This window comes from Solibacillus sp. FSL W8-0474, from assembly GCF_038004065.1.
GTDB classification, from domain to species: domain Bacteria; phylum Bacillota; class Bacilli; order Bacillales_A; family Planococcaceae; genus Solibacillus; species Solibacillus faecavium.
Genome location: NZ_JBBOQJ010000001.1, coordinates 1,232,073 through 1,257,457, shown reverse-complemented (window position 1 = coordinate 1,257,457; position 25,385 = coordinate 1,232,073). Strand labels below are relative to the sequence as shown.

At 38.3% G+C, this 25,385-nt stretch carries 25 protein-coding genes, 1 pseudogene and 1 riboswitch; of the genes and pseudogenes, 7 read left to right on the top strand and 19 right to left on the bottom strand.

Annotation, left to right across the window (positions count from 1 at the left end; all coding sequences use genetic code 11):
- Positions 1 to 11 precede the first annotated feature (11 nt).
- The 4 genes and pseudogenes from NYE67_RS06095 to NYE67_RS06080 all read left to right on the top strand — a co-directional run.
- Complete coding sequence (locus tag NYE67_RS06095) at positions 12 to 1,454, top strand: bifunctional metallophosphatase/5'-nucleotidase (RefSeq protein ID WP_340729497.1); 1,443 nt, start codon at positions 12 to 14, stop codon at positions 1,452 to 1,454.
- A 500-nt stretch (positions 1,455 to 1,954) separates the two neighbouring features.
- Positions 1,955 to 2,485, top strand: coding sequence for a hypothetical protein (locus NYE67_RS06090; protein WP_340727365.1), 531 nt, complete (start codon positions 1,955 to 1,957; stop codon positions 2,483 to 2,485).
- A 19-nt stretch (positions 2,486 to 2,504) separates the two neighbouring features.
- Positions 2,505 to 4,043 (top strand): flotillin family protein, encoded by a 1,539-nt coding sequence (locus tag NYE67_RS06085; RefSeq protein WP_340729496.1) that lies wholly within the window; start codon positions 2,505 to 2,507, stop codon positions 4,041 to 4,043.
- A gap of 452 nt (positions 4,044 to 4,495) precedes the next feature.
- Positions 4,496 to 4,645 (top strand): annotated as a pseudogene (locus NYE67_RS06080) (helix-turn-helix transcriptional regulator); the annotation flags it as partial.
- 704 nt (positions 4,646 to 5,349) lie between these two features.
- Here the strand turns inward: NYE67_RS06080 and NYE67_RS06075 are convergent.
- The 12 genes from NYE67_RS06075 to NYE67_RS06020 all read right to left on the bottom strand — a co-directional run bounded on the left by NYE67_RS06075 (position 5,350) and on the right by NYE67_RS06020 (position 14,205).
- The gene (locus NYE67_RS06075) at positions 5,350 to 6,420 is read right to left on the bottom strand and encodes a branched-chain amino acid aminotransferase (RefSeq protein WP_340729495.1); all 1,071 of its coding nucleotides are present in this window, start codon (positions 6,418 to 6,420) and stop codon (positions 5,350 to 5,352) included.
- A gap of 144 nt (positions 6,421 to 6,564) precedes the next feature.
- Positions 6,565 to 7,236, bottom strand: coding sequence for a hypothetical protein (locus NYE67_RS06070; RefSeq protein ID WP_340729494.1), 672 nt, complete (start codon positions 7,234 to 7,236; stop codon positions 6,565 to 6,567).
- Entirely contained in the window at positions 7,233 to 7,727 is a 495-nt protein-coding gene (locus tag NYE67_RS06065) for an ECF transporter S component (protein ID WP_340729493.1), read from the bottom strand. The genes NYE67_RS06070 and NYE67_RS06065 overlap by 4 nt, the downstream gene beginning before the upstream one ends.
- On the bottom strand, positions 7,714 to 8,142 hold the full coding sequence (locus NYE67_RS06060; RefSeq protein ID WP_340729492.1) for a bifunctional adenosylcobinamide kinase/adenosylcobinamide-phosphate guanylyltransferase: 429 nt from the start codon (positions 8,140 to 8,142) through the stop codon (positions 7,714 to 7,716). The genes NYE67_RS06065 and NYE67_RS06060 overlap by 14 nt, the downstream gene beginning before the upstream one ends.
- The gene (locus NYE67_RS06055; protein ID WP_340729491.1) at positions 8,094 to 8,690 is read right to left on the bottom strand and encodes a histidine phosphatase family protein; all 597 of its coding nucleotides are present in this window, start codon (positions 8,688 to 8,690) and stop codon (positions 8,094 to 8,096) included. Before NYE67_RS06055 ends, NYE67_RS06060 begins: the two co-directional genes overlap by 49 nt.
- Entirely contained in the window at positions 8,663 to 9,445 is a 783-nt protein-coding gene (gene cobS, locus NYE67_RS06050) for an adenosylcobinamide-GDP ribazoletransferase (protein ID WP_340729490.1), read from the bottom strand. Before cobS ends, NYE67_RS06055 begins: the two co-directional genes overlap by 28 nt.
- A gap of 3 nt (positions 9,446 to 9,448) precedes the next feature.
- A complete protein-coding gene (locus NYE67_RS06045) occupies positions 9,449 to 9,991 on the bottom strand; it encodes a bifunctional adenosylcobinamide kinase/adenosylcobinamide-phosphate guanylyltransferase (RefSeq protein ID WP_340729489.1) in 543 nt (180 codons plus the stop codon).
- Positions 9,992 to 10,274: 283 nt separating this feature from the next.
- The gene (locus NYE67_RS06040) at positions 10,275 to 11,228 is read right to left on the bottom strand and encodes an ABC transporter substrate-binding protein (RefSeq protein WP_340729488.1); all 954 of its coding nucleotides are present in this window, start codon (positions 11,226 to 11,228) and stop codon (positions 10,275 to 10,277) included.
- Positions 11,215 to 11,775: a hypothetical protein gene (locus NYE67_RS06035; RefSeq protein WP_340729487.1), complete on the bottom strand. Its 561-nt coding sequence runs from the start codon at positions 11,773 to 11,775 to the stop codon at positions 11,215 to 11,217. The genes NYE67_RS06040 and NYE67_RS06035 overlap by 14 nt, the downstream gene beginning before the upstream one ends.
- A 159-nt stretch (positions 11,776 to 11,934) precedes the next feature.
- A riboswitch (cobalamin riboswitch) is annotated at positions 11,935 to 12,116 on the bottom strand.
- Positions 12,117 to 12,168: 52 nt separating this feature from the next.
- On the bottom strand, positions 12,169 to 12,579 hold the full coding sequence (locus tag NYE67_RS06030; RefSeq protein WP_340729486.1) for a Fur family transcriptional regulator: 411 nt from the start codon (positions 12,577 to 12,579) through the stop codon (positions 12,169 to 12,171).
- Entirely contained in the window at positions 12,576 to 13,442 is an 867-nt protein-coding gene (locus tag NYE67_RS06025) for a metal ABC transporter permease (RefSeq protein WP_191702512.1), read from the bottom strand. The genes NYE67_RS06030 and NYE67_RS06025 overlap by 4 nt, the downstream gene beginning before the upstream one ends.
- 16 nt (positions 13,443 to 13,458) lie before the next feature.
- Positions 13,459 to 14,205, bottom strand: a complete 747-nt coding sequence (locus tag NYE67_RS06020) for a metal ABC transporter ATP-binding protein (protein WP_191702511.1) — start codon at positions 14,203 to 14,205, stop codon at positions 13,459 to 13,461.
- Positions 14,206 to 14,315: 110 nt separating this feature from the next.
- Between NYE67_RS06020 and NYE67_RS06015 the strand changes: the two genes are divergently transcribed.
- Entirely contained in the window at positions 14,316 to 14,549 is a 234-nt protein-coding gene (locus NYE67_RS06015) for an isopropylmalate synthase (RefSeq protein WP_340729485.1), read from the top strand.
- Between the two features lie 124 nt (positions 14,550 to 14,673).
- Here the strand turns inward: NYE67_RS06015 and NYE67_RS06010 are convergent, their stop codons facing one another.
- From NYE67_RS06010 to NYE67_RS05990, 5 genes are all read right to left on the bottom strand, one after another.
- Positions 14,674 to 16,881: a leucine-rich repeat protein gene (locus NYE67_RS06010; protein WP_340729484.1), complete on the bottom strand. Its 2,208-nt coding sequence runs from the start codon at positions 16,879 to 16,881 to the stop codon at positions 14,674 to 14,676.
- Positions 16,882 to 17,015: 134 nt separating this feature from the next.
- Entirely contained in the window at positions 17,016 to 17,648 is a 633-nt protein-coding gene (locus NYE67_RS06005; RefSeq protein ID WP_340727352.1) for a pyroglutamyl-peptidase I, read from the bottom strand.
- 13 nt (positions 17,649 to 17,661) lie between these two features.
- Positions 17,662 to 19,080: a D-alanyl-D-alanine carboxypeptidase/D-alanyl-D-alanine endopeptidase gene (gene dacB, locus NYE67_RS06000; RefSeq protein WP_191698270.1), complete on the bottom strand. Its 1,419-nt coding sequence runs from the start codon at positions 19,078 to 19,080 to the stop codon at positions 17,662 to 17,664.
- Between the two features lie 123 nt (positions 19,081 to 19,203).
- Entirely contained in the window at positions 19,204 to 20,091 is an 888-nt protein-coding gene (locus NYE67_RS05995; RefSeq protein WP_340727351.1) for a deoxyribonuclease IV, read from the bottom strand.
- Positions 20,092 to 20,176: 85 nt separating this feature from the next.
- Positions 20,177 to 21,493: a DEAD/DEAH box helicase gene (locus NYE67_RS05990; RefSeq protein WP_191698272.1), complete on the bottom strand. Its 1,317-nt coding sequence runs from the start codon at positions 21,491 to 21,493 to the stop codon at positions 20,177 to 20,179.
- 367 nt (positions 21,494 to 21,860) lie between these two features.
- Here NYE67_RS05990 and vrrA point away from each other — a divergent pair, with 367 nt between their 5' ends.
- Complete coding sequence (gene vrrA, locus NYE67_RS05985; protein WP_340729483.1) at positions 21,861 to 22,379, top strand: VrrA/YqfQ family protein; 519 nt, start codon at positions 21,861 to 21,863, stop codon at positions 22,377 to 22,379.
- A gap of 116 nt (positions 22,380 to 22,495) precedes the next feature.
- Here vrrA and NYE67_RS05980 read toward each other — a convergent pair whose 3' ends face one another.
- A complete protein-coding gene (locus NYE67_RS05980) occupies positions 22,496 to 23,368 on the bottom strand; it encodes an SDR family oxidoreductase (protein ID WP_340727349.1) in 873 nt (290 codons plus the stop codon).
- Positions 23,369 to 23,491: 123 nt separating this feature from the next.
- Positions 23,492 to 23,770 carry a DUF1450 domain-containing protein gene (locus tag NYE67_RS05975; RefSeq protein WP_191698275.1) on the bottom strand — a complete coding sequence of 93 codons (279 nt, stop codon included), beginning with the start codon at positions 23,768 to 23,770 and terminating at the stop codon, positions 23,492 to 23,494.
- Positions 23,771 to 23,831: 61 nt separating this feature from the next.
- Here NYE67_RS05975 and NYE67_RS05970 point away from each other — a divergent pair.
- Positions 23,832 to 25,186 (top strand): IS3 family transposase gene (locus NYE67_RS05970; RefSeq protein ID WP_340729482.1). Its coding sequence is split into 2 segments (ribosomal slippage): positions 23,832 to 24,285 and positions 24,285 to 25,186, totalling 1,356 coding nucleotides; the frame shifts between segments, so codons are not numbered across the junction.
- The last annotated feature ends 199 nt before the right edge of the window (positions 25,187 to 25,385 follow it).

The window sequence follows — 25,385 nt, the reverse complement described above, 5'->3', positions numbered from 1 at the left end:
AGTTTTTACATATGCAGTTTTCTATTATTGCCACTAGTGACATACATGGCCATACAGAACGTTTTTCGCAGCTTGCTCAAATGATTTCAAAAAAACAGCCTGCATTGTTAATTGATAACGGTGATTTTCTTCAAGGCAGCCATTTAAGCTACTATTACGACCATATTATACATAAACAGCATCCTCAAATAGAGCTGGCTAATGCGCTCGGTTACGATGTTGGCATTTTCGGAAATCATGAATTTAATTATCCGCCTGAAAAAGTACGATCTATTCGGGAAGCCTTTAACTTTCCATGGATAGCTGCCAATATTACGGGCTTTGCAAAACCTTATTTTATAAAGGAAATTCACGGAATACGGATAGCGGTAGTAGGCGTTGTGACGCATTTCACGAAGCTTTGGGATGAAACTAACTCAATACAGCATTTACATTTTGAACAAGCATTTGAAAGTGCGAAAAATACGGTGAAGTACGTACGGGAAATTGAAAAAGCCCATTTCGTAATTTTAAGCTATCATGGCGGCTTTGAACGGGATTTACATAACGGAAATCAAATTGATCTTGAATTTGGGGAAAATGAAGGCTACCGCATGCTTTATGAAATAGAAGGTATTGACGTATTCATTACAGGCCATCAGCATTTGGAAATTGCGACAAAGATTAACGGGATTTCTGTCGTACAGCCTGGAGCCAATGCACATTGCTTTGCTCAAATTGATGTAACTATAGAAAATGACCAAATAATTCATGAACCATCTCTTGTTCACGTGGATTCAAGCCTTCCGATACAGCTCTTTCCCGAATTTAACGACTGGAAAAAGGAAGTACTAGGTAGCACAGAATACGATTTAACATACTCGGGTTTCTTTACTCCGCGCATAGCATCAACATCGTACACGCAATTGATCCATAACATGCAGCTTCATTATTCAGGAGCTCAGATTTCTGTCATTGAACTCCCCTACCATTCATCTGGCGGCTTTGACAAAGTCATTACGCGAGAACAAGTTATACACAATATGCCGCGCACCAATCGTTTGCTCGTCGTCGAACTGACGGGAGCCGACATTCGCGAAGCAATTGAACAAAGCGCAGCCGTCTTCGCACTGAATAACAATGGTGAAGTCGATTTTAGTCTTTCTGTATTTTATCCAGCGCCGCAGCCTTATATTTATGATTTATGGGGGGGCATTGACTATGAAATCAATTTAAGTAAACCAGTTAGGCAGCGTGTAGTTAAGCTGAATTATAACGGTGGTCCTATACAAGATACTTCATTGTTTGAAGTAGCGGTCAACAGCTACCGCGCAACAGGTGCCCATCATTTCCACATGTTTAAAAAGCAGCCTATTCGTGAATCAAAAAAATTCATACCTGACTTAATGATGGAATATATTGAACAGAACAGCCCATTAACAGTAGAGCTAAAAAACTTTTTTACAATGAAATAAATATTCAAAAATAGCGTATGTCGCTTCGAACAAAACGACATACGCTTCTAATTGCTACCTTACTATTTCCCCATTGGCATCATAAAACTTCAATCCTGCCTCTTTTATTGCATTTACAATCGATATACCTTCTACTTTGTTTGAAATACAGGTGACATATTTAATTCAGGACCCTGCTTATTAATCGTCCAAAAATCGAATAAAAAATCGTAAATGTTACTAACGTTGAAACAACAACAGGTAACATCGTTTTACGTTGCTCACGAACTTTTTGCTACGCTTTATTAATTTTGATAAACCCGTATCCTTATTGTTATCTTTATCCCGCGCATTTGACGTGTACGAAGCAAACTTGTCTTAACCTTATTGCCAGAGAGTTTTAAGAAAGAGAATTTATTTTTAACCATCAATTTATTCTTCCTTTAAATTTTTGTTTTTTCTGAAACCTTTTCCAATTTCATCCGTATTTACTAATACAAAGGACTTAAGGAGGTGACAACTTGTTTGGATATTCCATTGAAACCATTTATTTAACCATCTTAATCGTCATTGGATGCTGTACGATTCTATATTTATTTTTCGCAGATTTTGCAGATGTGTCTATCGATGGACTTCCTTTTTTAGATCCGGCTGTTATCCTATCGTTTATTACATTCACTTCTGCTGCCGGGTATCTGTTTGAGCGTTTTTCAAGTTTTACAAGCTTCATCATCTTTATTATCGCATTCATTATAGCGTGTTTACTCACAGCACTTCTTTATTATTTCTTGCTCGTTCCTTTACGCTCAGCTGAAGTATCTCTTGCTTATACAGATGAATCGCTTGAGGGCCAGGCTGGAAAAGTCATTGTACCTGTACCTTTAGATGGCTTCGGGGAAATCGTAATAGAATCAGCAAACGGTATCATTTCCAAACGTGCGGCGAGCTTTCATCATGTAGAAATTCCATATGATACAAAAGTTTTAATTATTGAGATGCGTAATGGTACGGCAATGGTTGCGATTTATGAGAAAGAGGAGTTTCAATTTTAAATTTTAGGAGGAAAAGTACATGTCAAGTATTGTTGAAATGTCAGGAATTTTAATCGCAGTGGGTGTTGTCGTATTTCTGATTGTCGCTCTTGTAGCGGTTTATATAATGAAATACCGTACAGCGGGTCCAGATGAAGCATTAATCGTAACAGGTAGTTATTTGGGAAGTAAAAATGTACATACGGATGAATCAGGTAATCGTATTAAGATTATCCGTGGTGGTGGTACATTTGTGTTCCCTGTATTCCAGCAGGCAAAACCGCTTAGTTTACTTTCTAGTAAATTAGAAGTAACAACACCTGAAGTATATACAGAACAAGGTGTACCGGTTATGGCTGATGGTACAGCTATCATCAAAATTGGTGGTTCAATTTCAGAAATTGCAACTGCTGCCGAGCAATTTTTAGGAAAAGATAAACAGGAACGTGAAAGTGAAGCACGCGAAGTACTGGAAGGTCATCTACGCTCTATTTTAGGATCGATGACTGTAGAGGAAATTTATAAAAACCGTGATAAGTTCTCACAAGAAGTACAGCGTGTCGCTTCCCAGGATTTAGCGAAAATGGGCTTAGTCATTGTATCATTTACGATTAAAGATGTCCGCGATAAAAACGGCTACTTGGATTCTCTAGGTAAACCGCGAATCGCTCAAGTAAAACGTGATGCCGATATCGCTACTGCAGAAGCAGACAAAGAAACACGTATTAAACGTGCACAGGCAGCTCAGGAAGCACAACAGGCAGAATTAGAGCGTGCTACTGAAATTGCGGAAGCAGAGAAGAATAATCAGTTAAAAGTGGCTGAATACCGCCGCGAGCAGGACATCGCAAAAGCCCGTGCCGACCAAGCTTATGAATTGGAATCCGCACGTGCAAAACAGGAAGTAACTGAACAGGAAATGCAAGTTAAGATCATTGAACGTCAAAAGCAAATTGAATTAGAAGAAAAAGAAATCCTTCGTCGAGAAAAGCAATATGATTCGGAAGTTAAGAAAAAGGCAGATGCGGACCGTTATGCTATCGAGCAAAACGCAGAAGCACAAAAACGTAAAGAACTTGCACAGGCAGATGCGGATAAATATCGTATCGAAGCACAGGCACAAGCAGAAGCTGAACGTATTCGTTTAGATGGTCTTGCAAAAGCCGACGCAGAGCGTGCACAAGGTACGGCTGAAGCTGAAATCATTCGTTTACGCGGTCTTGCAGAAGCCGAAGCGAAGGAAAAAATTGCAGAAGCATTTGAACAATACGGTCAGGCAGCTGTCCTTGATATGATTGTGAAAATGTTACCTGAATATGCAAAACAAGTTGCAAGTCCACTTGCTAATATCGATAAGATTACAGTTGTTGATACTGGAGGCGGTGCAAATGGTGGCGCTGGTAAAGTTACAGGCTATGCAACAGATTTAATGGCTGGTCTTCAGGAAACATTAAAAGCATCATCCGGAATTGATGTAAAAACTTTAATCGAATCCTATGTCGGCAAAAATGCGTTTGAAAAACCAGCACCAGTTCCTCACGAAAGATTTAACCATGTAGAGGAATTAGTGGAAAAATAAATCGAGTCGATTATATATGATTCCTTAACTTCCGAAACATGGAACAAAATCCAACTCAAAGGCCTTTCAAATTCTACAATAAGTAAAATTTGAAAGGCTTTTTTTTGTCTATTTCGTAGCCGTTGTTCTCCGTTACGGCGAACGCTTTCCTGGGGGCACGTGGCCAACACGATGTTGGTCACAAAAGCGGTGTCACAGGACGTGGCGTTTTTAGCTTTTGTTCCTTCCAGCGCTTTGGGTACGTTTTTAAGACTACCCTACTGAGCAATCGTTAATTATAGGAAGACTACTAAAAAATTGCTGATAATATGGGGTTTTCTTTTGAAAATGTAGATGACAAAACACTTTTACATAGGAAAAATATATAATTATAAAGAGATTTGATAGTCGATACTCTACTTTTTAACTAATCTTAAATCAGAAGGAGCGATAAAAATGAACCTCATTAACAAATAAAAAAATACAGAACCAGGGAACAATTTTCGCAAGAAGAATTAGCTGAGAAATTATATGTTTCTCGACAAACCATTTCAAATTGGGAAAATGAAAGAAGTTATCCAGACATACACAATTTATTGTTAATGAGTGTTCTTTTTAATGTTTAAGGGAAGATTTTACCGTTATTTGAAGGATGTAGCTTATTTTGGGGAAAATAAGGGAACGTTTTACCGTTATTTTAAATAAAATCATGAAATTTCATGCTTTTTAGGTCAATAACGGAAATTTATTCCCTTATTTTGACTATTTTTTATGTCATTTTCGAAATAACGGAAATTCCTTCCGCTATTTATCATTAACAATTCAATCAAGCTTTGTAGCCTCATCGCCCGAAATGCCTACCCCGGAATGGAGTACAACAGAAAATTTCACTTGATTTGGATAAAATATACAGTAAGTTTGCTATTTTTATATTTTTTTTATTTCTATTAGATGGTCTAACTAATATAGTAAATCACTCACACTACTCTTATCACGTTTTGGGAATATTTAAAACTGTCATCTGTAGTATTTGTATTATGATCCTTTTCTTTAATAGAGATTCTTCGGAAAAATGGTGAATATGATATATATTTTAAATTAAATTTCGTTCCCACATGACGTGAATACATCAAAAAGAGACAAATACAGTTACATCAACGTTTGTCTCTTTCTTTTATAGAACATTATCGAAGTTTGCCGGTTTTTAATACGGCCTCTAATTGGCCCCAGAGACTGATCGAATTTCTTCACTTTTGCATATAAAAAATAGTAGCACAAACTATGACCTAGGTTTGTGCTACTAATGTTAGTAAATTTTTTATCTCGATTAAATCTTAACCGTCCAGCCAAATGGATCTTCCATTTTACCGTACTGAATGCCTGTTAATGTATCATACAGCATTTGTGTCACTTCACCAATTTGGCCGTTGTTGACTGTAATCACATCATCCAGCCACTTTAATTCACCAACCGGAGAAATAACTGCAGCTGTACCTGTACCGAACGCTTCTTCCAGCGTACCATTTTGTGCTGCAGCGACAATTTCAGCAAACTCAATTGCACGTTCTTCAAGCGGAATGTTTTTTGATTTTAATACTTGAATCATCGAGTCACGTGTAATGCCGGGTAAAATACTGCCATTTAGTGCAGGTGTAATGACTGTTCCTGCAATTTTGAAGAAGATGTTCATGCTTCCTACTTCTTCTACATATTTATTTTCCTTACCGTCTAACCATAAAGTTTGAGAGTATCCTTGTTTTGCGGCAAGTTCCGAGCCTTTTAAACTTGATGCGTAGTTACCCGCTGTTTTCGCTTCGCCGGTACCCCCTACTACAGCACGTACATAATGCTGCTCTACTAAAATTTTAACCGGGTTAATGCCTTCTTTATAATAAGAGCCAACTGGTGACATAATAATCATGAATTTATAGCTTTTCGCAGGGTTTACACCTAAATAGCTTTCCGTCGCAATAATGAATGGACGAATATAAAGAGATGTACCTGGTTCTGTCGGTACCCATTCACGATCCACTCGGATTAATTCTTTCAATGCTTCCAGTGCAAAATCCTCATCGATTGGTGGAATGCATAGGCGTGCATTTGAAGTATTCAACCGTTGGAAGTTACGTTCCGGACGGAATAATTGTACTTCACCTTGCTCTGTCAAATATGCTTTTAAACCTTCAAAAACCGCTTGTCCATAATGGAATACCATTGCAGCAGGGCTTAATGTAATCGGTGCATAAGGTTCAATAGATGCATTATGCCACCCTTTACCTTCTTCATAATCCATTACAAACATGTGGTCCGTAAAAATTTGACCAAAACCAAGCTTTTCTGCAGGTGTCTTTTCTTTTTTGTTTGTTGATAACTCAGTTGTAATTTGGTACGTTGTCATAATTCATGCTCCTTAACTTATTGAAATTGATACACTCTATCATACCACTTTATTTTTAGAATATTTAGTATTTTTTAATTTTAAACAAAAAATATTTTTTACTAGCAGTTCTAATAGTTTTCGAGCATATTTCATCTTTTAAAATCACTTCATTTTTACAATTTCAGCTAAAGGTGCTGTCATATTATATTTAAAAGTTTCCTCATTTTCCTTTTTTACTGCAACTAGCACCGCACATGATGGTCCGGCCGATGTTTCTAAATTAATTGCTGCACTGTATTCTTCACCGATAAAGCGCTTAATTTCAGCACTAATTCCTTTTGAACCTGTAGGCCAGATTGCTTCAATGACCCCACTTTGTAACCCTTCAAACAACTCTTTTAAGTTAGCAATTTTGTGAAGGTTTTCCATTACATCATTACCTACTAGCGGTTCACCGACAACATAATAAAGGCAGTTCGTCCGATCACCGCTAAATCGCTTTTCCCCTATTATTGTTAAGGAAACAGCTGACTGCAGAGACGAAAAATTCGTTTCACTGGAGCCGGTCAATGGTGGCATATTTAAATCCATTTCATTAAACGCCTTTTTAAACCCTTCTGCATACTCATTCCATACGTTGTCACCCGAAAAGTTGGCCATTAATAACTGCACAGGAATTGCCCCTGCACATAACTGTTCCAAAATGGCGGTACGTGCTGTAAAATAAGCGGTAATTTCATTTGGCACTTTGACAAGATCATGCTCTTTTGTTCCAATACATCCTGAATTATCGATTGTTACGATTAACCCGTTTACTTCGATCGCGTTTCTCATGCGTTCACCCCAACACGCTGTACCACATTTTTAATGATCGGCATTACGACAATGGCAATGAGACAGTTCACTAATGTTGCAATAGAAAGTGAAGCAATGGAACCGATATAAAATGCCGGTGAAATAAGGAAGTAAAATGGTAAAGGTGCAATAACCCCATTCCCAATCACAACAAATATCCACTTTGAAATATGCAGTCCTTTTCGATGCATAACAGTGAAAATTGCGACAATAATGAACATCTCTACTGCAATAATGATATGAAAAACACCTAATGGAAAGCCGGATGTAAGTCCTGTTGCAATATGACCGAGTGCTCCTGCTGCGCCTGCGAAAATAGGCGGTAAAAAAATCGCACTAATAAATGCAGGAGCCGAATCCAGTGCTGCTGTTGTAACAACGCCTACCGGTATTTTAATAAAACTTCCAATCGCACACATTGCAGCGATTAAAGCGGTTAAAGTGATGAAACGTAATTTAGTTTTGTCCATAATGTGCTCCTTTTAAAATTTGTGGAATACCGTACCATACACGAACAACCGTATGCCCTTCGCTACAAAGCTTTTGGTATAGTCGACCACAAGTATCTCTTAATTGACGCGCTTCCTTTTCAAGCGGTACTACACCCCTGCTCGTATCTGTACAAATACAAAATACTTCAGCGCGTGCAGAAATTTCAGCAATACGCTCAAAAATCTGCTGTGCAACCTGATCTTCCGGTTGATGAAGATGCGGTAAAACAATCTGCTCGAAATTGCTAATAATATATCGTTTATTTCCAGTTACTTCCTCTATCTGAGGTAATGCCCCCTCGTATTTAACAAGCTCTTTTGTAGGTAATTGTGCAATTAAATCCTCTACATATGCTCGTTTACCGTTATGTGCGCCTCCGAGTATAATGAACATCTTGCACCTCCTCTAAAGTCTTCAATCGAACCCCAGCTAAGCGTATAAATTGTTCGATGGTTGGCAATCGTTTGCTGAAATGTCTGCTCGGAAATACCATATTTCGCAAGCAGTATCCGAATGACACCACCATGAACGATCAATGTATATTCTTTTTCTTGTTGAACAATTTCATGAACACCCATTAAAACACGCTGTTGAAACTGTAAAAAGTGCTCCCCGTTAGGAATTGGCGTATTTACCGGATCATCAATCCACGCTCGGTAAGTATCGTTATGCTGGAGTTGTTCATATGTACACATTTCAAAATCCCCGAAATGCAGTTCCCGCAAATTTTTGTTTTGATAATATGAAGCATGTGGAAAATAGCATTGCGCTGTTTCACGGCAACGTAACATATCGCTTCCAAATACTTCATTTGTATGGATTGGCATCTGCGCCTGAAACATCTTTAATATCGGCTCATCTGTCCAGCCAATATATTTTTTCTCTATATTCGCTTTTGTCTTTTCATGACGAATTAAATGCAAAGTAATACCGTCAGCCATAGTATAACCTCCAACCCTTCTCCTAAAGCACCAAGTAAATCACCGCTCATCCCGCCAAAATGTTTTTTCGACCATTTCCGGTAAAAGAAAATAGATAGCAACATAACAATTATTAAAATAAATAAGCTGTACATCGAAAAATAAATCCATGCCCCAAAAAATACTATAGAGAAAACGCTTATGATTAGCATCAATTTCTTTGGAATGATAATGGATTTAAAATAAGCTGCGAGCCCTGTCTGCTTGGCCGTATTCATCGTTAAAAAATAAATGAGCATCCCTAAACGTGCAATAAAGGGAATAAAAATAATAAAGGGAATAATCTTCTCATGACCTTTTAGAAGCATTTCATAAATAACACCGACTTTTAACAGCAATAAGCAAAAAACACTGATGACACCAAAAGCACCTGTACGCGGATCATCCAAAATTTCCAATCGTTTTTCTTTTTCACCATAGGAAAAAAAGGCGTCGCTCATATCAATCCAGCCATCTAAATGCAGACCGCCTGTCAGAATAATGAACATAATTACGATTAAAATCGCCAAAAGCAGACTCGAAATGTCACTATAACTTGAGATGACAAAAATGCCGCCACTAATCATTGAGCCGATAAGTAAACCAACAATCGGTAAAAAAGCGTACATCCATGTAACCGACTTTGCATTCATATCAAGCTGCTTCTTAATTGGGATTGCCGAGAAGAACTGCCATGCTAATAAAAATCCTGTAACGCTGTTTTTCAACTTGCCCACTCCTTATTTCCATTGCTGTACAAGCTGATATTGTACTTCATATGCTTCATCGCTATGTTGGACAATCCACTGATGAAGTTCTCCCAAAAATTTACGATATAAATTTACCTCTTTATAACGAGAAGGCAATTCGTCTAACACTTCATTTGATACAACTATTATTGTAGCACCTTGCTGATGCCAAGCTAGCAATTGCTTTTGCAGCGATTCAATACAATTATTGATATATTCGCTATTTTTGCATTCCGCTTCATAGTTGAAAAGTACATTTGAAAGCCAGGTTGTCACACATTCAAAAAGCACGACTGCATCTTTTGAAAGCTGTTGAATTGTTAAAGGAATCTGTACTTGCATTTCCACCGTGTTCCAATTAGCTTTTTGGTTTTGACGGTCCCGTTGATGGCGGACAATCCGTTTTTTCATTTCATCATCAAATGATACTCCCGTAGCAACATAGTAAAGTAACTTATTTTCGCCTAACTGCCTCGCATATTTCTCTGCAAAAGCACTTTTCCCGCTGCGTACACCACCTGTTATAAAAATCAATCGTATGCCTCCTTTCCAGTTCAAAAAGAGCCTGAGACAAAACGAAAAATATCCATTTTTTTAAAGGAAAAATGGATATTTTTCTGCTTCTGCCAAAATTGATTTCCGTTCCGGGGACGCTTTCCGGGGGCACGGCCTGAGCCTGTAGTCTCAGGCGTCGTGCTGTTCCCCCAGGAGTCGCCCCTTCACTTCAATCAATTCATAAAGTATCAGTTTCTTAATAAGGACATTTCCCTTATACAAACAAATTTCTACTTATGTCCCAGCCCCTTCTATTCTATAACTATTTAAACAGTTCCGGATATACTGATTGTGCCATAATTTCAACGGCTTCACCAATACGCGGTCCAGGACGTGACATGATATCTCCGTCCACTAAGTAAACTGCCTGCTCCTTGACTGCTTGTATTTTATCCCAGCTTGTACGTCCTAAAATTTCTTCGACCGCATTTTCCATATAAGTTGCAGGTGAAATAATAATTTCAGGATTACGAGTAATAATATCCTCTTCTGTCACACTAATCCAGCTTGTCTGATCAGCATAGATATTTTCGATGTTTGCATAATCCATTATTTCTTGCTGAAAAGTACCGTTGCCAGTTGTCCAAAGATCCGGAGCTGGCGACACTTCATAATACACTTTTTTCTTCGTATCGATTGTTGCTGTTTTTTCTTGTACTGTCTTAATTTGCGCTTTAATATCGGCTACAACTTCTTCACCTTTTTCTTCGATACCCATTACTTCTGACAACTGAATAATATCTGAATAAACATCATCGAATGTCGTGGCAGAAGCAATAACAAATACTTTCATACCCGCATCTTCCAGTTGAGCAATTTGTGCTTCCTCCCCAATTGTATATGCAACAACTACATCCGGATCCAATTCCAAAATTCGTTCTGCATTAATGACGGTAGACGTTGAAACGCGTTCAATTTTTTGTGCTGCTTCCGGATATGTATCAAACTCCGTTGCACCGATAATTTGTTCACCTACCCCTAGTTCAAACAAAATTTCTGTATTGCTTGGCTGTAGTGAAATAATCGTTTCTGGGACTTCATCAAATGTTACCTCGACACCACGGTCATCAACAACTGTATAAGGAGCGCTATCATTTTTGGTTGTAGCTTGCTCCTCATTATTAACGTCCTTATCTGTTTTTTCCTCATCTGATCCACATGCTGCTAGTAATAAAGTTGCTGCTAAAGCAAAGACCCATTTGTTATTCAATTTCATTTGTTGTAACTCCTTTTTTCTTTTTTGTTGGATAAGATTTTGAGATAAATGGAATCTCTTCTTGATGATGCTGTTGATTCATATAGACCGCCATGACAAAAAATACATTGGCAAGCAGCCCGAGAAAATCAAACAGAATTTCATCCACTTCTCTTTCTTCGCTTACTTTATGTAATGCTCTGTAAGACTTTTTCGCCTCACTGCGGCAAATATGCAGTCTTGCTGCACTTTCGATTCCTTGTGGCAGGACAAATTGCTGAATTGTTTCTCCGACTTCACTTACATAAAAATCGTATCGATCACTTAACCATTGTAAATCTTCAGTTGTAATGGCTAATTTACCACGGACCGAACCATTGGCATGATAGGCTAGCGGCTGAATCTTTTTTAAATCTTCAAGCACAATCTGACCTAATACATCATCGACTAATGTTGGAAATACTGCGCCAATTCGCGTTGTTAAAGAATCCGTCCGAATCTCATAGTCAACACAGCTTGATTTTTCCCGCATAAACGGATAGCAGGAATAACGAATATCCTTTTTCATAAAATTCTCCTCACTTCAAGTAGTACCTCCTCGCAATTATTGAGTGAACGAAAAAAAGCCACCCATAAGAAAATGGATGGCTTCAAAAATCAATAAAAGGGTGCAAAACGCTCATACGATCAGTGATTGCCGTACATTCTCTTTAATTCCGAAGAGGGATGTTACGATAAGAAAAAGATTGGTCTCCTGGCTCTGCGTTTCACTTTACTCACAAGTACCTTCCCGCTATATTAGCAGTGGTATTACACTTATTTTCATCAACGCTTACAGTTACGGATATAGCTTCGGATTTACACCGAATTCCCATTTATGCATCATGCATCTTTTTCCTGCAAATCTATTCAATTTGTCTTTATCACTTTAGCATATAAAAAATTTTATGCAAACTACATTTTATAAACACTCAGGACATTTGCCGTAAATCTCAAATTTATGCGCTTCTACAGCATACCCTGGCAACTTTTCGCCAAGCATTTCCATTGGACAGACGGATAGCTCTTTTACTTTACCGCAATCACGGCAAATAAAATGATGGTGATGGTGGTCTGACTCACAATGCATGCGGAAATTGCGCTCGCCATTTAATTCTGTTTCTTCCAAAATATCAAGCTCGACAAAAGTCGCTAAGTTGCGATAGATCGTATCGAAGCTCATCCCTGGGAAATCCTTTTTCAATACTGACAGCAAATCACGGGCAGTCAAATATTTATCAGTAGCTGCAAACATATCCAAAATCAATTCTCGTTTATCGGTCTTTTTATAGCCGTTGTCCTTTAATATTTCCCACGCGCGCGTTGCATTCACAGTACTTCTTCCCCTTTCGATTTAATCGATACTTTTAGTACAATTTTTTTGATAAATATAACTAACAATAAAATAATGATCGATGTGACAACAATTGTTCCACCAGGTGCTAAGTTTAAGTAAAATGCAGAAATCAATCCAATAATTACAGCCAGCTCTCCAAATACAATGGCCAAAATAATGGCTTCTTTAAATCCACGGGCCAACCGCATCGCAGCAGCTACCGGTAAAGTCATTAAGCTTGAGACAAGTAGAATCCCTACGATACGCATACTTGCGGCAATGACTAATGCGACGACAACCATAAACAGCAGATGAATCCACTTTGCAGGTAATCCACTCGCTTTAGCATATTCTTCGTCAAACGATAAGACAAAGAGCTCTTTAAAAAACAGAACTAAAAATAATACGACAACGACCGCAATCGCCATCACTACATACAAATCCTGGCGCGAAACAGCGGAAACAGAGCCGAATAAATAGCTCATCAAATCCGTATTAAAGCCGCTTGCCAACGAAATAAATATCGCGCTAATTCCGATACCACCTGACATAATAATCGGAATCGCTAGTTCTTCATAATGTTTATACAGTCGACGTAAACGCTCAATCAATATCGAGCCACTTACAGATGCTACAATTCCTAGATAAATAGGGTTTAGCAATGCCAGTCCTGCAAATGACTGACTTAAGTAAAGACTTCCGGCAATACCGGCAAGTGTTACATGCGATAAAGCATCTGCTATTAACGACAATCGACGAACAACGATGAACACCCCAAGAAGCGGTGCAATCACGCCAATAATCAATCCCGAGAAAAAGGCATTTTGTAAAAATTCATAGTTTAAAATTGCTTCTATCATAACGGCGGTCTACTCCTTAATGAATCTTTCGAACAGAGTGACCGTTCCAGCTAGCGATCTGTTCTTCCGAAATTGTATCAAAATCATTTTTATATCCGTGGAAATGGATCGATTGATTTAGGCATGCTACATGACTGACACGATCCGAAACCGTATCAACATCATGCGTAACTAAAATCATCGTCATATTGTGATGCTTATTCAAGTGTGCAAGCATATCATAGAATGCCTGCACATTTTCGCGATCAATTCCTACTGTAGGTTCATCTAAAATAAGGAGCTTAGGGTCTGACACTAAAGCACGTGCGATAAATACGCGCTGCTGTTGGCCCCCGGAAAGCTGCCCAATATTACGCTTTAGATATTTTTCCATACCGACATCCTTTAAAGCACCCTTTACTAAAATGTCAGCATCTTTTGGATAGCGTTTAAATAAACCAACCTTTTGTACCAAACCGCTTTTTACAACTTCTTCAACGGTTGCAGGGAAGCCGGAATTAAAGGCATTGGACTTTTGCGACACATAACCAATCCACTCACGGTGCTTAAAGTGATTGGCTTGTTCGCCAAATAATTTAATTTCTCCAGACATTGGCTTCAATAAACCTAAAATTAATTTTAAAAGTGTCGATTTTCCAGAGCCATTTTGCCCCATTAGCGCCAAAAAGTCGCCCTCATGAACACGTAAAGAAATATTTTTCAATGCTTGTGTGTATTCATATTGAAATGAAACATCCTTCAATTCAATTAGTATTTTTTTCATATCGTTCGCTTCTTTCTAATTCAAAATCATTACGATTTACATCATGTTAGTATAATAGACTTTTTGGTTCATGTAAAGGAAATAAACTTGAAAGGATGATGACTATTCAAATGTTACAATGGTTTGAAAATCTTAAGGGAATGAATGACAGCCAGCTGCAGGGTTTTGCAAAACAGCAAGGGCTTGATTTGACGATCGAAGAAGTACAGAAGCTGCAGAAAGTCTTGAAGCATGCAAACATTAGCTGGGCAATTACCGGGATTCCAAAAGAAGTTCAAAAGAAAATCCACAAAGTGCTTGGGGATAAACGTTATAAAAAATTAATGAAATTAGTCGGTTTGTAATTTAGAGGAATTTATAATCAATTTTCTATTGCCGCTTTTGCTATTGCAAGGCGGCGTTGATTATTTTATTTTTTAAAGCAAAAATCAGCCGTAATACGACTGATTTCTTTTTATATCTAATTGTTTATTTTTCCATTACTTTCAAAGCCTTATCTAGCATCCCAACAAATTGACCGCGTGTAACAGCGCCGTTCGGATTAAATTGGCCGTTACTTCCCCCCACAATATTAAGATCTGCAAGTGCAGCAATATAGTCATACGCCCAGTAGGTACGTGGAACGTCAGGGAATGTTTTTTGCCCACCTGGCGTAAAGTTTGATGCAAGCACCAAAATTTTTGCCATTTGACCGCGTGTCAGTGTATCATTTGGTCGAAATAAACCATCTGCACCGTGAATAACCCCCGCCTGTTGCAGCTTGGAAATGGCCGCATAGTTTGGATGATTCGCAGTTACATCTTTAAAATCCACTGGTGCTGATTTTGATTTTAATTCATACACCTTCTCTAAAATACTTGCCACATGCTTACGTTGCATCGGGTCATTTGGGCGGAATGTACCGTCGGGATATCCGGAAATAATTCCTTTTGCTACAAAATCGGCAATTGTATCCTTCGCCCAGTAATTTTCTGTATCTGAAAATGAACGACTTGATTGAGCAGGCTGATCCGTTGCTGGTTGTTCGATTTTTGGATCGTCTTTTTCTTTTTCGTCATTAACCGGTGCCTCAGCTTCACCTTCATAAACAACCCGCTCTTGTCCCTTCCAAGTCACATATAACGTCGTAGGTTTAGTAATGACCGTATCCCAATTCGACCAAATTTCTGTAAAATTCTTATCCGTATATAATTGATCTACTTTTTCCATCACTTTATAGTAATCAGTTCGGTAATTTCTACTTGTCGCCGTATACGACAAAATTTTCGTAGCAGATCCTTGTAGTACGATAGCCTGTAGCGGATTATCAATCACTACGTTGAAGGGCAGGTTCTTCACTTCACCCGGTACCTTTAAGACAGTTAGCTTATTGTTCGCAAATGTACCATCACCAATTGTATGGAGAGAAGTTGGCAGTGTTGCTTCTTCTAGCCGATTATACATAAAAGCAAAATCCCCGATTGATTTGACAGTAGAAGGCAAAATTAATTTTCGAAGCTCATTATGAGCAAAAGCCTCAGCTCCAATTGAATTCAACTGTTTCGGTAATTTCAGGTTTGAAATCTGATTGCCTCTGAATACACCTGCCTCAAGATTTTTTACATTGTCGCCAATTGTTACGTTCTTTAGAATATTGTATTCAAACGCATACTTTCCTATTGATGTAACCGTAGATGGTATGGTAACAGCCTCTAATCTATTCTGATGAAAAGCCCCTTTCCCAATACTTTTCAGTTTTGCCGGCAGTTTTAAACTATTTCCCTTATTCGTGATGTAGTTACCCTTAAATGCATAATCTCCAATTACCTCTAAATCACGTGGTAATGTAAAATCACGATTGTTATTGTCATAATATACACCTGATAAGGCATGGTCTCCAATGACACGAACCGTATTCGGAAGTACGACTTCTTTAATAAATGGTCTTGAAAAGTCAAACTCATGACCTAGCAAGCTACTACTATAGGCAAATGCATAGTCGTCAATTTCTGTCACAGGTAGACCATCAATTTGATTTGGAACAATAATCTTTGTTTGCGCTTTTTTAAATGTATGCCCTGTAACACGTATTTCCGGTTTTCCATTATGCGTAAACTTTACATAAAGAAAATTTCCGACTTTTTTACTTTCAGGTTTTTTAAATGACGGCGGCAATGAATAGGTTTTGATCCTATTGCCGCTCACAATATTCCCGCCTATCTTTTTCACCGACTTTGGAATAGCAATACTCGTCAGATTATTATTGGCGAACGCCATATGACCAATCTCTTCCAGTCCTTCCGGCAGGGAAATCTTTTCAATTAAGTGACTGGCAAGTGCCCCATCACCAATTCGCTTAAGTGTTTTAGGTAATTCAATTTCAGTAATGAAGAGATCCTTATAGCCAGGGATATCCCACTCGGAATATGTCCCATCAGAAGCATAATCCGAGCGATCCGTATATAATGCACGATCGATTAGTTCGACAACGGGTAGCCCTTCAATTTTTTCCGGAACTACAATGCGGTTTTTATGATTCGTTAATCCCGTAATATGTACCTCTTGTTTGCCATTTTCAAGTGTAACAATTTTATAGGTTACATCACCAAAAGACTTTTGTTCTGCTGCTTGAACTGGAATTGTCACAACCATCATGATAAGCAAAGTAAATAGCGATGTAAGAAATGTCTTTTTCATCTAATCTCTCCTCTTTTTTATAACTAGCAACGTACAGACGGAAAAAACAAGAAAAAGTTTCAAAATAATTTTTATTGCATGAAAAAAAGCAACAAACATCTGTTGCTTTTCTTGATAGTTGATTTTCGCTTCATTTACAATGCTTTTTCTGCCAAATCTACGTTTTCTGCACATACTTCTAATGCAAGTTCAATGGCAGCTGTCAAATCACGCATCGACCAGCCTGGAATTCGGCCATGCTCGATGGCCAGTTCAAAGGAGGCAGGGATATGAATAAATCCTGTCGCAAGAATCGATTTATTCTTTGCAGCGTGATACAAGCCCTCATACATAATATTATTGCATAGATATGTCCCTGCTGAATTAGAAATCGCTGTTGGGTAACCTGCTTTATTTAAACGATTGACAATTTCGCGAATCGGCAGTGACGAAAAATATGCAACATCCCCTTCTTTCCGAATCGGTGCATCTTCAAATGCATTTCCCGCATTGTCCTTTTCCCCATCTTTTACATTCAGTGCAACACGTTCCGGTGAAATTTTCGTTACTCCTGCCGCTAAACCTAATGAAACAATCATTGTAGGCTTAACTTCTTCTATTAGCGCCAAAAACTGCTCAGGAGCTTTTGCGAAGTCCACAGAAAGTACATGGCCGACAATCTCAAACTGACCGATTGTTTTTCCATTCAGTGCCTGTACAATATCCATTGTAGGGTTGATTGGATTTGATAAAAATGGTTCAAATCCTGTTAATAGTAATTTCTCCATCTCTTCTACCCCTCTACAAGTTTTTAACAAGCGCTGTCATTGTACGATCGATATAGGCATTTCCGTTCGCAGTGTTATGCAATAAAATTGAGAAGATATATTCTTTTCCACTTTGCCCTTTAATATAGCCTGATAATGTGTACACATTTGGGATATATCCAGTCTTCGCATAAATCCGATTTTGTAAATTAGCGCTCGTCAAACGCTTGCGCAATGTCCCTCCGACAAATCGTTCATCGTTACCTGCGATTGGCAATGATCGATAAAACGTATTGAAATAAGGTTCTTTTTGAACTTTAAATAATAATTGGGACAAACTATTTGTCGTCACAAGATTTGAATTGGACAAACCTGAACCATCTACGATACGCCAATTATCTACAGGAATATCCAATGATTCTGCATAGCTCTTTAATAGCGTTACGCCCTTTTTCGTGCTTCCTTCCCCTAGCTGCTCCTTGCCCATCGCTTTTACGAGGATATCTGCAATACTGTTATTGCTCAGCTTCATAAATGCAGGGAAAATCGATGCTAAAGTACGTGATTCATTCGTGTAAAGCAGCTTTGCCTTTTGTGGCACTTTACCTAATTGAACTTTTGAGTCTTTTGAAAACTTAATCCCTGCACTTTGCCATGTCAGTTTAATTGCCTGCATCGTATTTTTTGATGGATCCTGCAGTGTTACCCATTCTTTTTTACTGCTGCCCTGTGGAATGTTTCCGGAAATAATAATGCGATTCGTATTGTAAGACCGTTTAATCGTAAGTGTATTTTTATTGCCTTTTTTAACAGTTCTCGCCTGATTGGAAATCACCATACCACTTAAATTCGGTTCTACTGAATAGCTTGGTTTAGCACCTACTTTTCCAGGTTTTGCTGTAATAATAATTGTACTCGCATCAAAGTCAGCATTTTGAGACATCGTAATAGCTGAAGTTCTGGCACCGAAGTAATACGTCTCATCCGTTTTGTCGACTCCTGGCGGTAATGTACTGCCGGAAAAGGCTGTATCATCACCTATTACATGACCGTTTATAGTCCGTATGCCATTACGCTTCAATATTTTAGCAAACTCCTGAAAACTCTCTTTATTTAATGTCGGATCACCACTGCCTTTTATGTAAACATTGCCGTTCAACGTATTGTTGACAACCTTCCCGTCAATAAATAAATCTGTAGTAAAACGGTAATCTTCCCCTAATATTGATAGTGCTGCACCACCGGAAATCAGTTTCATATTCGATGCTGGGCGCATAAGCTTATCCCCATTTTGAGAATAAACAATTTTCCCACTATCGATATCCCGTATTGTCACCGCTGCATTGCTTTTCCCTAAGTTCGAAGTAACGGCGCTACTGACCGAGGCAAAACTTTGTATAGGTAATGAAAAGAATAATGCAAATAAAATGACGAGTTGTATAACTTTTTTCATAATATACCTCCATTTAATTTTTTGAAATTTACAGTTAATTCATTATAGCAAATAATGTAATAAAAAAATGTAAAAAAACATACTTTGCATCAAATTTATGCAAAGTATGTTCATTAATTCTTATTAATTACGCAATTCATCAATTAATGTTGGGCGGAATTCCCCATCACGCAGCATTGCAATTTCATGTAAATAAGGTGCTTTTTTATTTTTTGCATCAATACCGACAAATGGTGTTTCCAATATTTTAGGTAAATGCATTAGTTGTGGATGATGAACAATATATTTCATTGCATCAAAGCCAATTTCACCAAATCCAATATTTTCATGACGGTCTTTTGCTGCACCGCGCACATTTTTTGAATCATTAATATGGATCACTTTTAAACGATCTAACCCGATTACTTTATCAAATTCATTTAAAACACCGTCAAAATCATTCACTACATCATAACCTGCGTCGTGAATATGACATGTATCCATACAAATTGATAAACGCTCATTATTCGTTACACCGTCTATAATGCGGGCTAATTCTTCAAATGTACGACCGATTTCAGAGCCTTTGCCAGCCATCGTTTCCAATGCGATTTGCACAGGGTAGTCTTGTGTCAGTACTTCGTTCAAGCCTTCTACAATTCGTGCGATACCTTCATCGACACCTGCACCAACATGGGCACCTGGATGTAATACAATTTGTGTCGCTTCTAATGCAGCTGTTCGTTTAATTTCTTCTTGCAGGAAATTTACGCCTAGCTCAAAAGTTTCAGGCTTCGTCGTATTGCCTAAGTTAATAATGTATGGTGCATGCACAACAATATTCGAAATATCATTTTCCTGCATATGAAGTAAGCCCTTCATAATGTTAAGCTCTTCAATTGGCTTGCGGCGCGTATTTTGAGGTGCACCCGTATAAATCATAAATGTATTGGCACCATAGCTTAATGCTTCTTCACTAGCGCCTAATAGCATTTTCTTACCACTCATCGAAACATGTGAACCTAATAACATTACTCTTCCCTCCAAATTTACTGTCCATTAAAAACAAAAGAGACCGCAAAGAAATACATTCTAAGCAGCCCCTTGCGAAAATTATTTATTGTTCTCTATTATTACGACGCGCTTTAATACGGCGTTCGCGCTTCTTCACTTTTTCCATTTCCCACTTCATATTACGTTTATAGCCTGGTTTTACTTTCTTCGGCTTACGTACGAGGGCTTTTGCTTTTACATCGATTTCATCTTGCTTACGCTCAGTCTTACGGTTTGCACGTTGGTGACGGTCTTTTAAGTCAACCCACTCACCATTTTTCACATCTTTTTGCTCAAATGGAATACCCATTTTTTCGATGCGTACTACTGCATCCTCATCTTCAGGCTGGAACAATGTTATGGCTGTCCCTTTTGTACCTGCACGGGCTGTACGGCCCACTCGGTGAATGAAGAATTCTAAATCTTCCGGGATTTCGTAGTTAATAACGTGTGAAATACCTTGAATATCGATACCACGTGCAGCCAAGTCTGTTGCAACGATGTATTGGAATTCTAAATCACGCACTTGTTTCATCATTTTTTTACGATCACGTGGACTTAAATCTCCGTGAATTTGACCGGCACGAATACCTTCTTCAGCTAAGAAGTTTGCTACAGCCTCTGCATTTTTACGTGTGTTACAGAAAATAACAGCTAAAAATGGATTGATTGCTTTCATAACTTCAAGCAGGCGGGTATTACGTGACTTAGAACGCACAGGTACTAATAGGAAGTTAATTCCTTCAGCTACAGGGCGTTTGTCATTCATATGAATATGGATAGGTGCATCCATATATTTTTTTAGGAATGGTTTTAATTTTTCTGGAATGGTTGCGGAGAACACAAACATTTCAAGCTTTTCAGGCATTGCGGAAGCAAATCCGTCAATGTCTTCAATGAATCCCATATCAAATGCTAAATCTGCTTCATCCACTACAAGTATTGGTGCTGTGTGTACAAGCAATGCATTTTCTTTCACTAAATCTTTAATGCGCCCTGGTGTCCCAACAACAATTTGTGGTTGAGTTTTTAGGCGGTCAATAGTACGTTGTTTATCCGTACCTCCGATAAATAACTTCGTTGAAATTTCCGTTCCTTCAACAAGTTGATTTAATGCATCAAAAATTTGTTGGGCTAATTCACGTGTTGGTGAAGTAATTACGGCCTGTACTTCTTGTTTTTCTTCTACAATACGCTCAACAATTGGCAATAAAAAACTATGCGTTTTCCCTGTACCTGTATGAGCTTGTCCAATCGCACTCTTTCCTTTTAGTACGAGTGGAATTATTTCTTTTTGAATTGGTGTCGGTTCTGTAAATCCAAGCTTTGCAATGGCGTCCTGCAAAAATGGCTTGAATTGATAATCAGTATATTTTGACATTTTTCGTACCTCCTTACATCTTTCCTATTGTACCATGTTTCGTACATTTAAGTGACCATCTGCATATCATAACTTATAAATAGTTTCAACGTCAAACAGTTGAGATGAATTTTCTTCATTCAGCAAAAATTACTCACACCTTAAATGGGCTAATGAATGCTTGTTTTTGTTAGGCTCTGAGGTGTCTAGGGCAACCACTGAATGAAGAATGATCCCCGGCGCATGTCACAGATTTTTTTAAGAGGGTTTTTAGTATCTTAAAAAATCTGGCCGCAATAACGCCGAGGCATAATTAATAAACAATTTTATGAGGACTTTAAGAAAGGAGTTCATTATGCGCCCACCCTATTATTTTCCACCTCAAGGTATGATGAATCAAATGCCTGCTGCACCTGTTGCTCCACGTTTCCCAATGTATGCACCGTATATGATGCGGAACCAAATGATGAACCAAATGCCAATGCAAATGCCGCCACAAATACCTATGGATGCTGCCGGTGCTGCTGCCGCGGCTGGTGCTGCTGGTGTTGCTGGTGCTGCAGCAGGTGCACCTAGGCTAGAAGGTTTTTTAGCAGGAGCAAACTCTTTATTTAATAATGCACAAAAGTTCACCCCTTATATTCAGCAAGCTGCTCCAATGTTTAAAAATTTACCGGCTTTATGGCGTATGTACAGAGGTTTCAAAGATTCTCCGGATCCACTTGAATCATCCACTGTTGCGATGCCAACAGAACGTCCTAGAGGAGATACAACACCTGGAGAAAGGTCGCAGAGAGAACGGTCCGGCAGAGGTAAAGGTAGAGGGTCAAGACAAAATCCTGAGCCGGTGCAACCTATAACAACAAAACCTTCCCGACCAATGATATTTCAGCCACCCTTTGACTAACGACAACAAAAAAACTACCCCATATTTGACCAATTAAGGGTGATTCGTCAATTAAGTTAACGAGTCACCTCTAATTCGCATATGGGGTAGTTTGTTATTTCATCATCTATTCTTTTTTAAGAACTCATTATACTTCCACCGTTTACATGAATACACTGCCCTGTAATATATGAGCCATCCTGAGATGCCAATAAAACATACGATCCCGCCAGCTCACTCGGTTGACCAGGTCGTTTCAATGGTGTATCTGTACCAAACTCTTCAACTTGGCTTGCATCAAAAGTTGATGGGATTAATGGCGTCCAAATAGGACCTGGGGCAACCATATTCACTCGAATTCCTTTGTCTGCTACATTTTGTGCCAGACTTCTTACAAAGCCTACGATCGCTCCTTTAGTCGCTGTATAATCGATTAAAATAGAATGTCCTCTATATGCATTGACGGATGTCGTACATATAATGGAATCACCTTGCCCTAAATGTGGGAGGGCTTCCTTACTTAAATAAAACATACTATCAATATTTGTACGGAACGTTTTGTCCCATTGCTCTACTGTAATATCCAAAAATGAATCTACCGGATATTGAACGGCTGCATTATTGACAACAATATTAATTTGACCGAATTCATCAATCGCTGACTGAACAAGCTTTTTACTTGTTTCATAGTCTGCAATGTCCCCTTCTACCAAAATCGCTTTAATACCTTCTTTTTCAACAATGCTTTTTGTTTCTTCTGCATCTGATTGTTCTTTTTCCAAATAGTTTATGACAAGGTTTGCACCTTCTTTTGCATAGGCAACTGCTACAGCTCGTCCAATACCTGAGTCTCCACCTGTAATAATTGCTACTTTCCCTTTCAGCTTATCACTACCTGTATAGTCATAAGGCTGCGTTGGTAAGGGATTCATTTCACTTTCGATACCAGGTTGGGATGGTTGTGTTTGAGCGGGTGTACCGCCAACTTGTTTATTTTCAACATTTGTCATGAAAGAAACACTCCTCTAATGAACATTTTTAAATGAAAAAAATTATTAGTGAATACAACTAAATTTAATATTTCATTTACGTAATATTTCTTCCCTGTTGAAATTTTTTAAAACAAGTTGAACTTAATATAGGACTGAGTTTTCTTCCAATTCTTTTTCAACTAAAGCTAGCAATTGCTCAGCATCTTCCGCTTTAATAATGTCGCCATTAACTATCGCAAATAGATTGGCTTCACAAATTTCACAGTTGGACGTACAACCCGATTCAGTAATTTCAACATCATCTCTTTCGATCAATACATCATATACATCTGCTGCACCGAGCGATAAATTTGTCATGCAAAACTCTACCTGATTTTTTAACTCTTTCGTTTTGCTCCGTTTAAAAAAAGAAAACACCATGTCACTCTGAACTGCACCCCAATTGTTAGACACATCTAACAATTGGAGGTGCAGTTTTTATATGGCGAAATATTCAGCAGAGGACAAACTGAAAGCCGTTTTACGATACCTAGAGGGGAAAGAGAGTTCTATCGAAATCGCCCGATCGATAGGAACAGACCATGCGGCAATTATAAAATGGACGAAACAATATAAATATAACGGAGCAGAAGCCTTTATAAAACGATATACAAATTACTCGGCGCAGTTTAAACTAGACGTACTAAATTACATGATTGAATACGGTACGTCCTTAAATGAAACAGCGGCTATCTTTGGTATAGCAGCACCATCAACCATACTTCAATGGCGAAAACAGTTTGAAACAAAAGGATTCGATGCCCTTCAATCAAAGAAAAAGGGGCGTCCATCCATGAAAAAAGAAACGAACAAACAATCAAAAATAGCACCAGTAGAAGGCTCACCTGAAGCGCTTCAAGCGGAAATCAATCGTCTACGTATGGAAAACGAGTATTTAAAAAAGTTGAACGCCTTAGTTCAAGCCAAGAAAAAATCACCAAAGAAGACAAAGTAAAGGTCATCTATGAATTAAGGCATAAATACTCGGTGAAGGCGCTTGTGGTATTCGCAGGAATCAAACGTAGCACATACTACAATTTAGTGAAGAAGATGAATCGACCAGACCCAGACGCTGATTTAAAGGCTGAAATTCAAGCGATTTATGACGAACATGAGGGTCGTTACGGCTACCGTCGCATTCGGGACGAGCTCGCGAATCGTGGGCAAAAAGTGAATCATAAGAAGGTTCAACGCATCATGAAGGTTCTAGGTTTGAAGTGCATCGTTCGCATGAAAAAATATAAATCGTATAAAGGCACAGTTGGTAAAATTGCGGATAATATTCTGGATCGCAACTTTAAAGCCGACGCCCCTAATGAGAAATGGGTAACGGATATTACAGAGTTTAAATTGTTTGGTGAGAAGCTGTATTTATCGCCTGTTTTAGACTTGTTTAACGGAGAAATTATTACATATACGATTGGCTCAAGACCAACGTATTCATTGGTTTCAGAGATGTTAGAGAAAGCTTTAGAAAGATTACCAAAGGAACACCAGCTATTGATGCATTCCGATCAAGGTTGGCATTATCAAATGAAACAATATCGCCATGCCCTAAAAGCAAAAGGCGTTGTGCAAAGCATGTCACGTAAAGGGAATTGTCATGATAACGCAGTGATGGAGAATTTCTTTGGGATTATGAAATCTGAATTCCTTTACTTAAAGGAATTCAAAAGTGTCGAGCATTTTAAAGTAGAACTAGAAAAATACATGAAATATTACAACACGAAACGAATCAAGGCAAAATTAAAACTGAGTCCGGTGCAATACCGAACTCAGTTCACCCAAGCTGCCTAGATGAAATAACCGTGTCTAACTTTTAGGGGTCACTTCACTCCCCCGCTTTACATACCATTCATTTCTTTCATTATAGCAAATTCATATAATATCTGTATCTCCATCAAGTTCAGGCTTAGCCGCTTTTCTTTACATTTAGACTTCATAATTTGTTGTGAAATAACCGAAATTCAGTAAGCGAACTTTGAATAAAGTATAT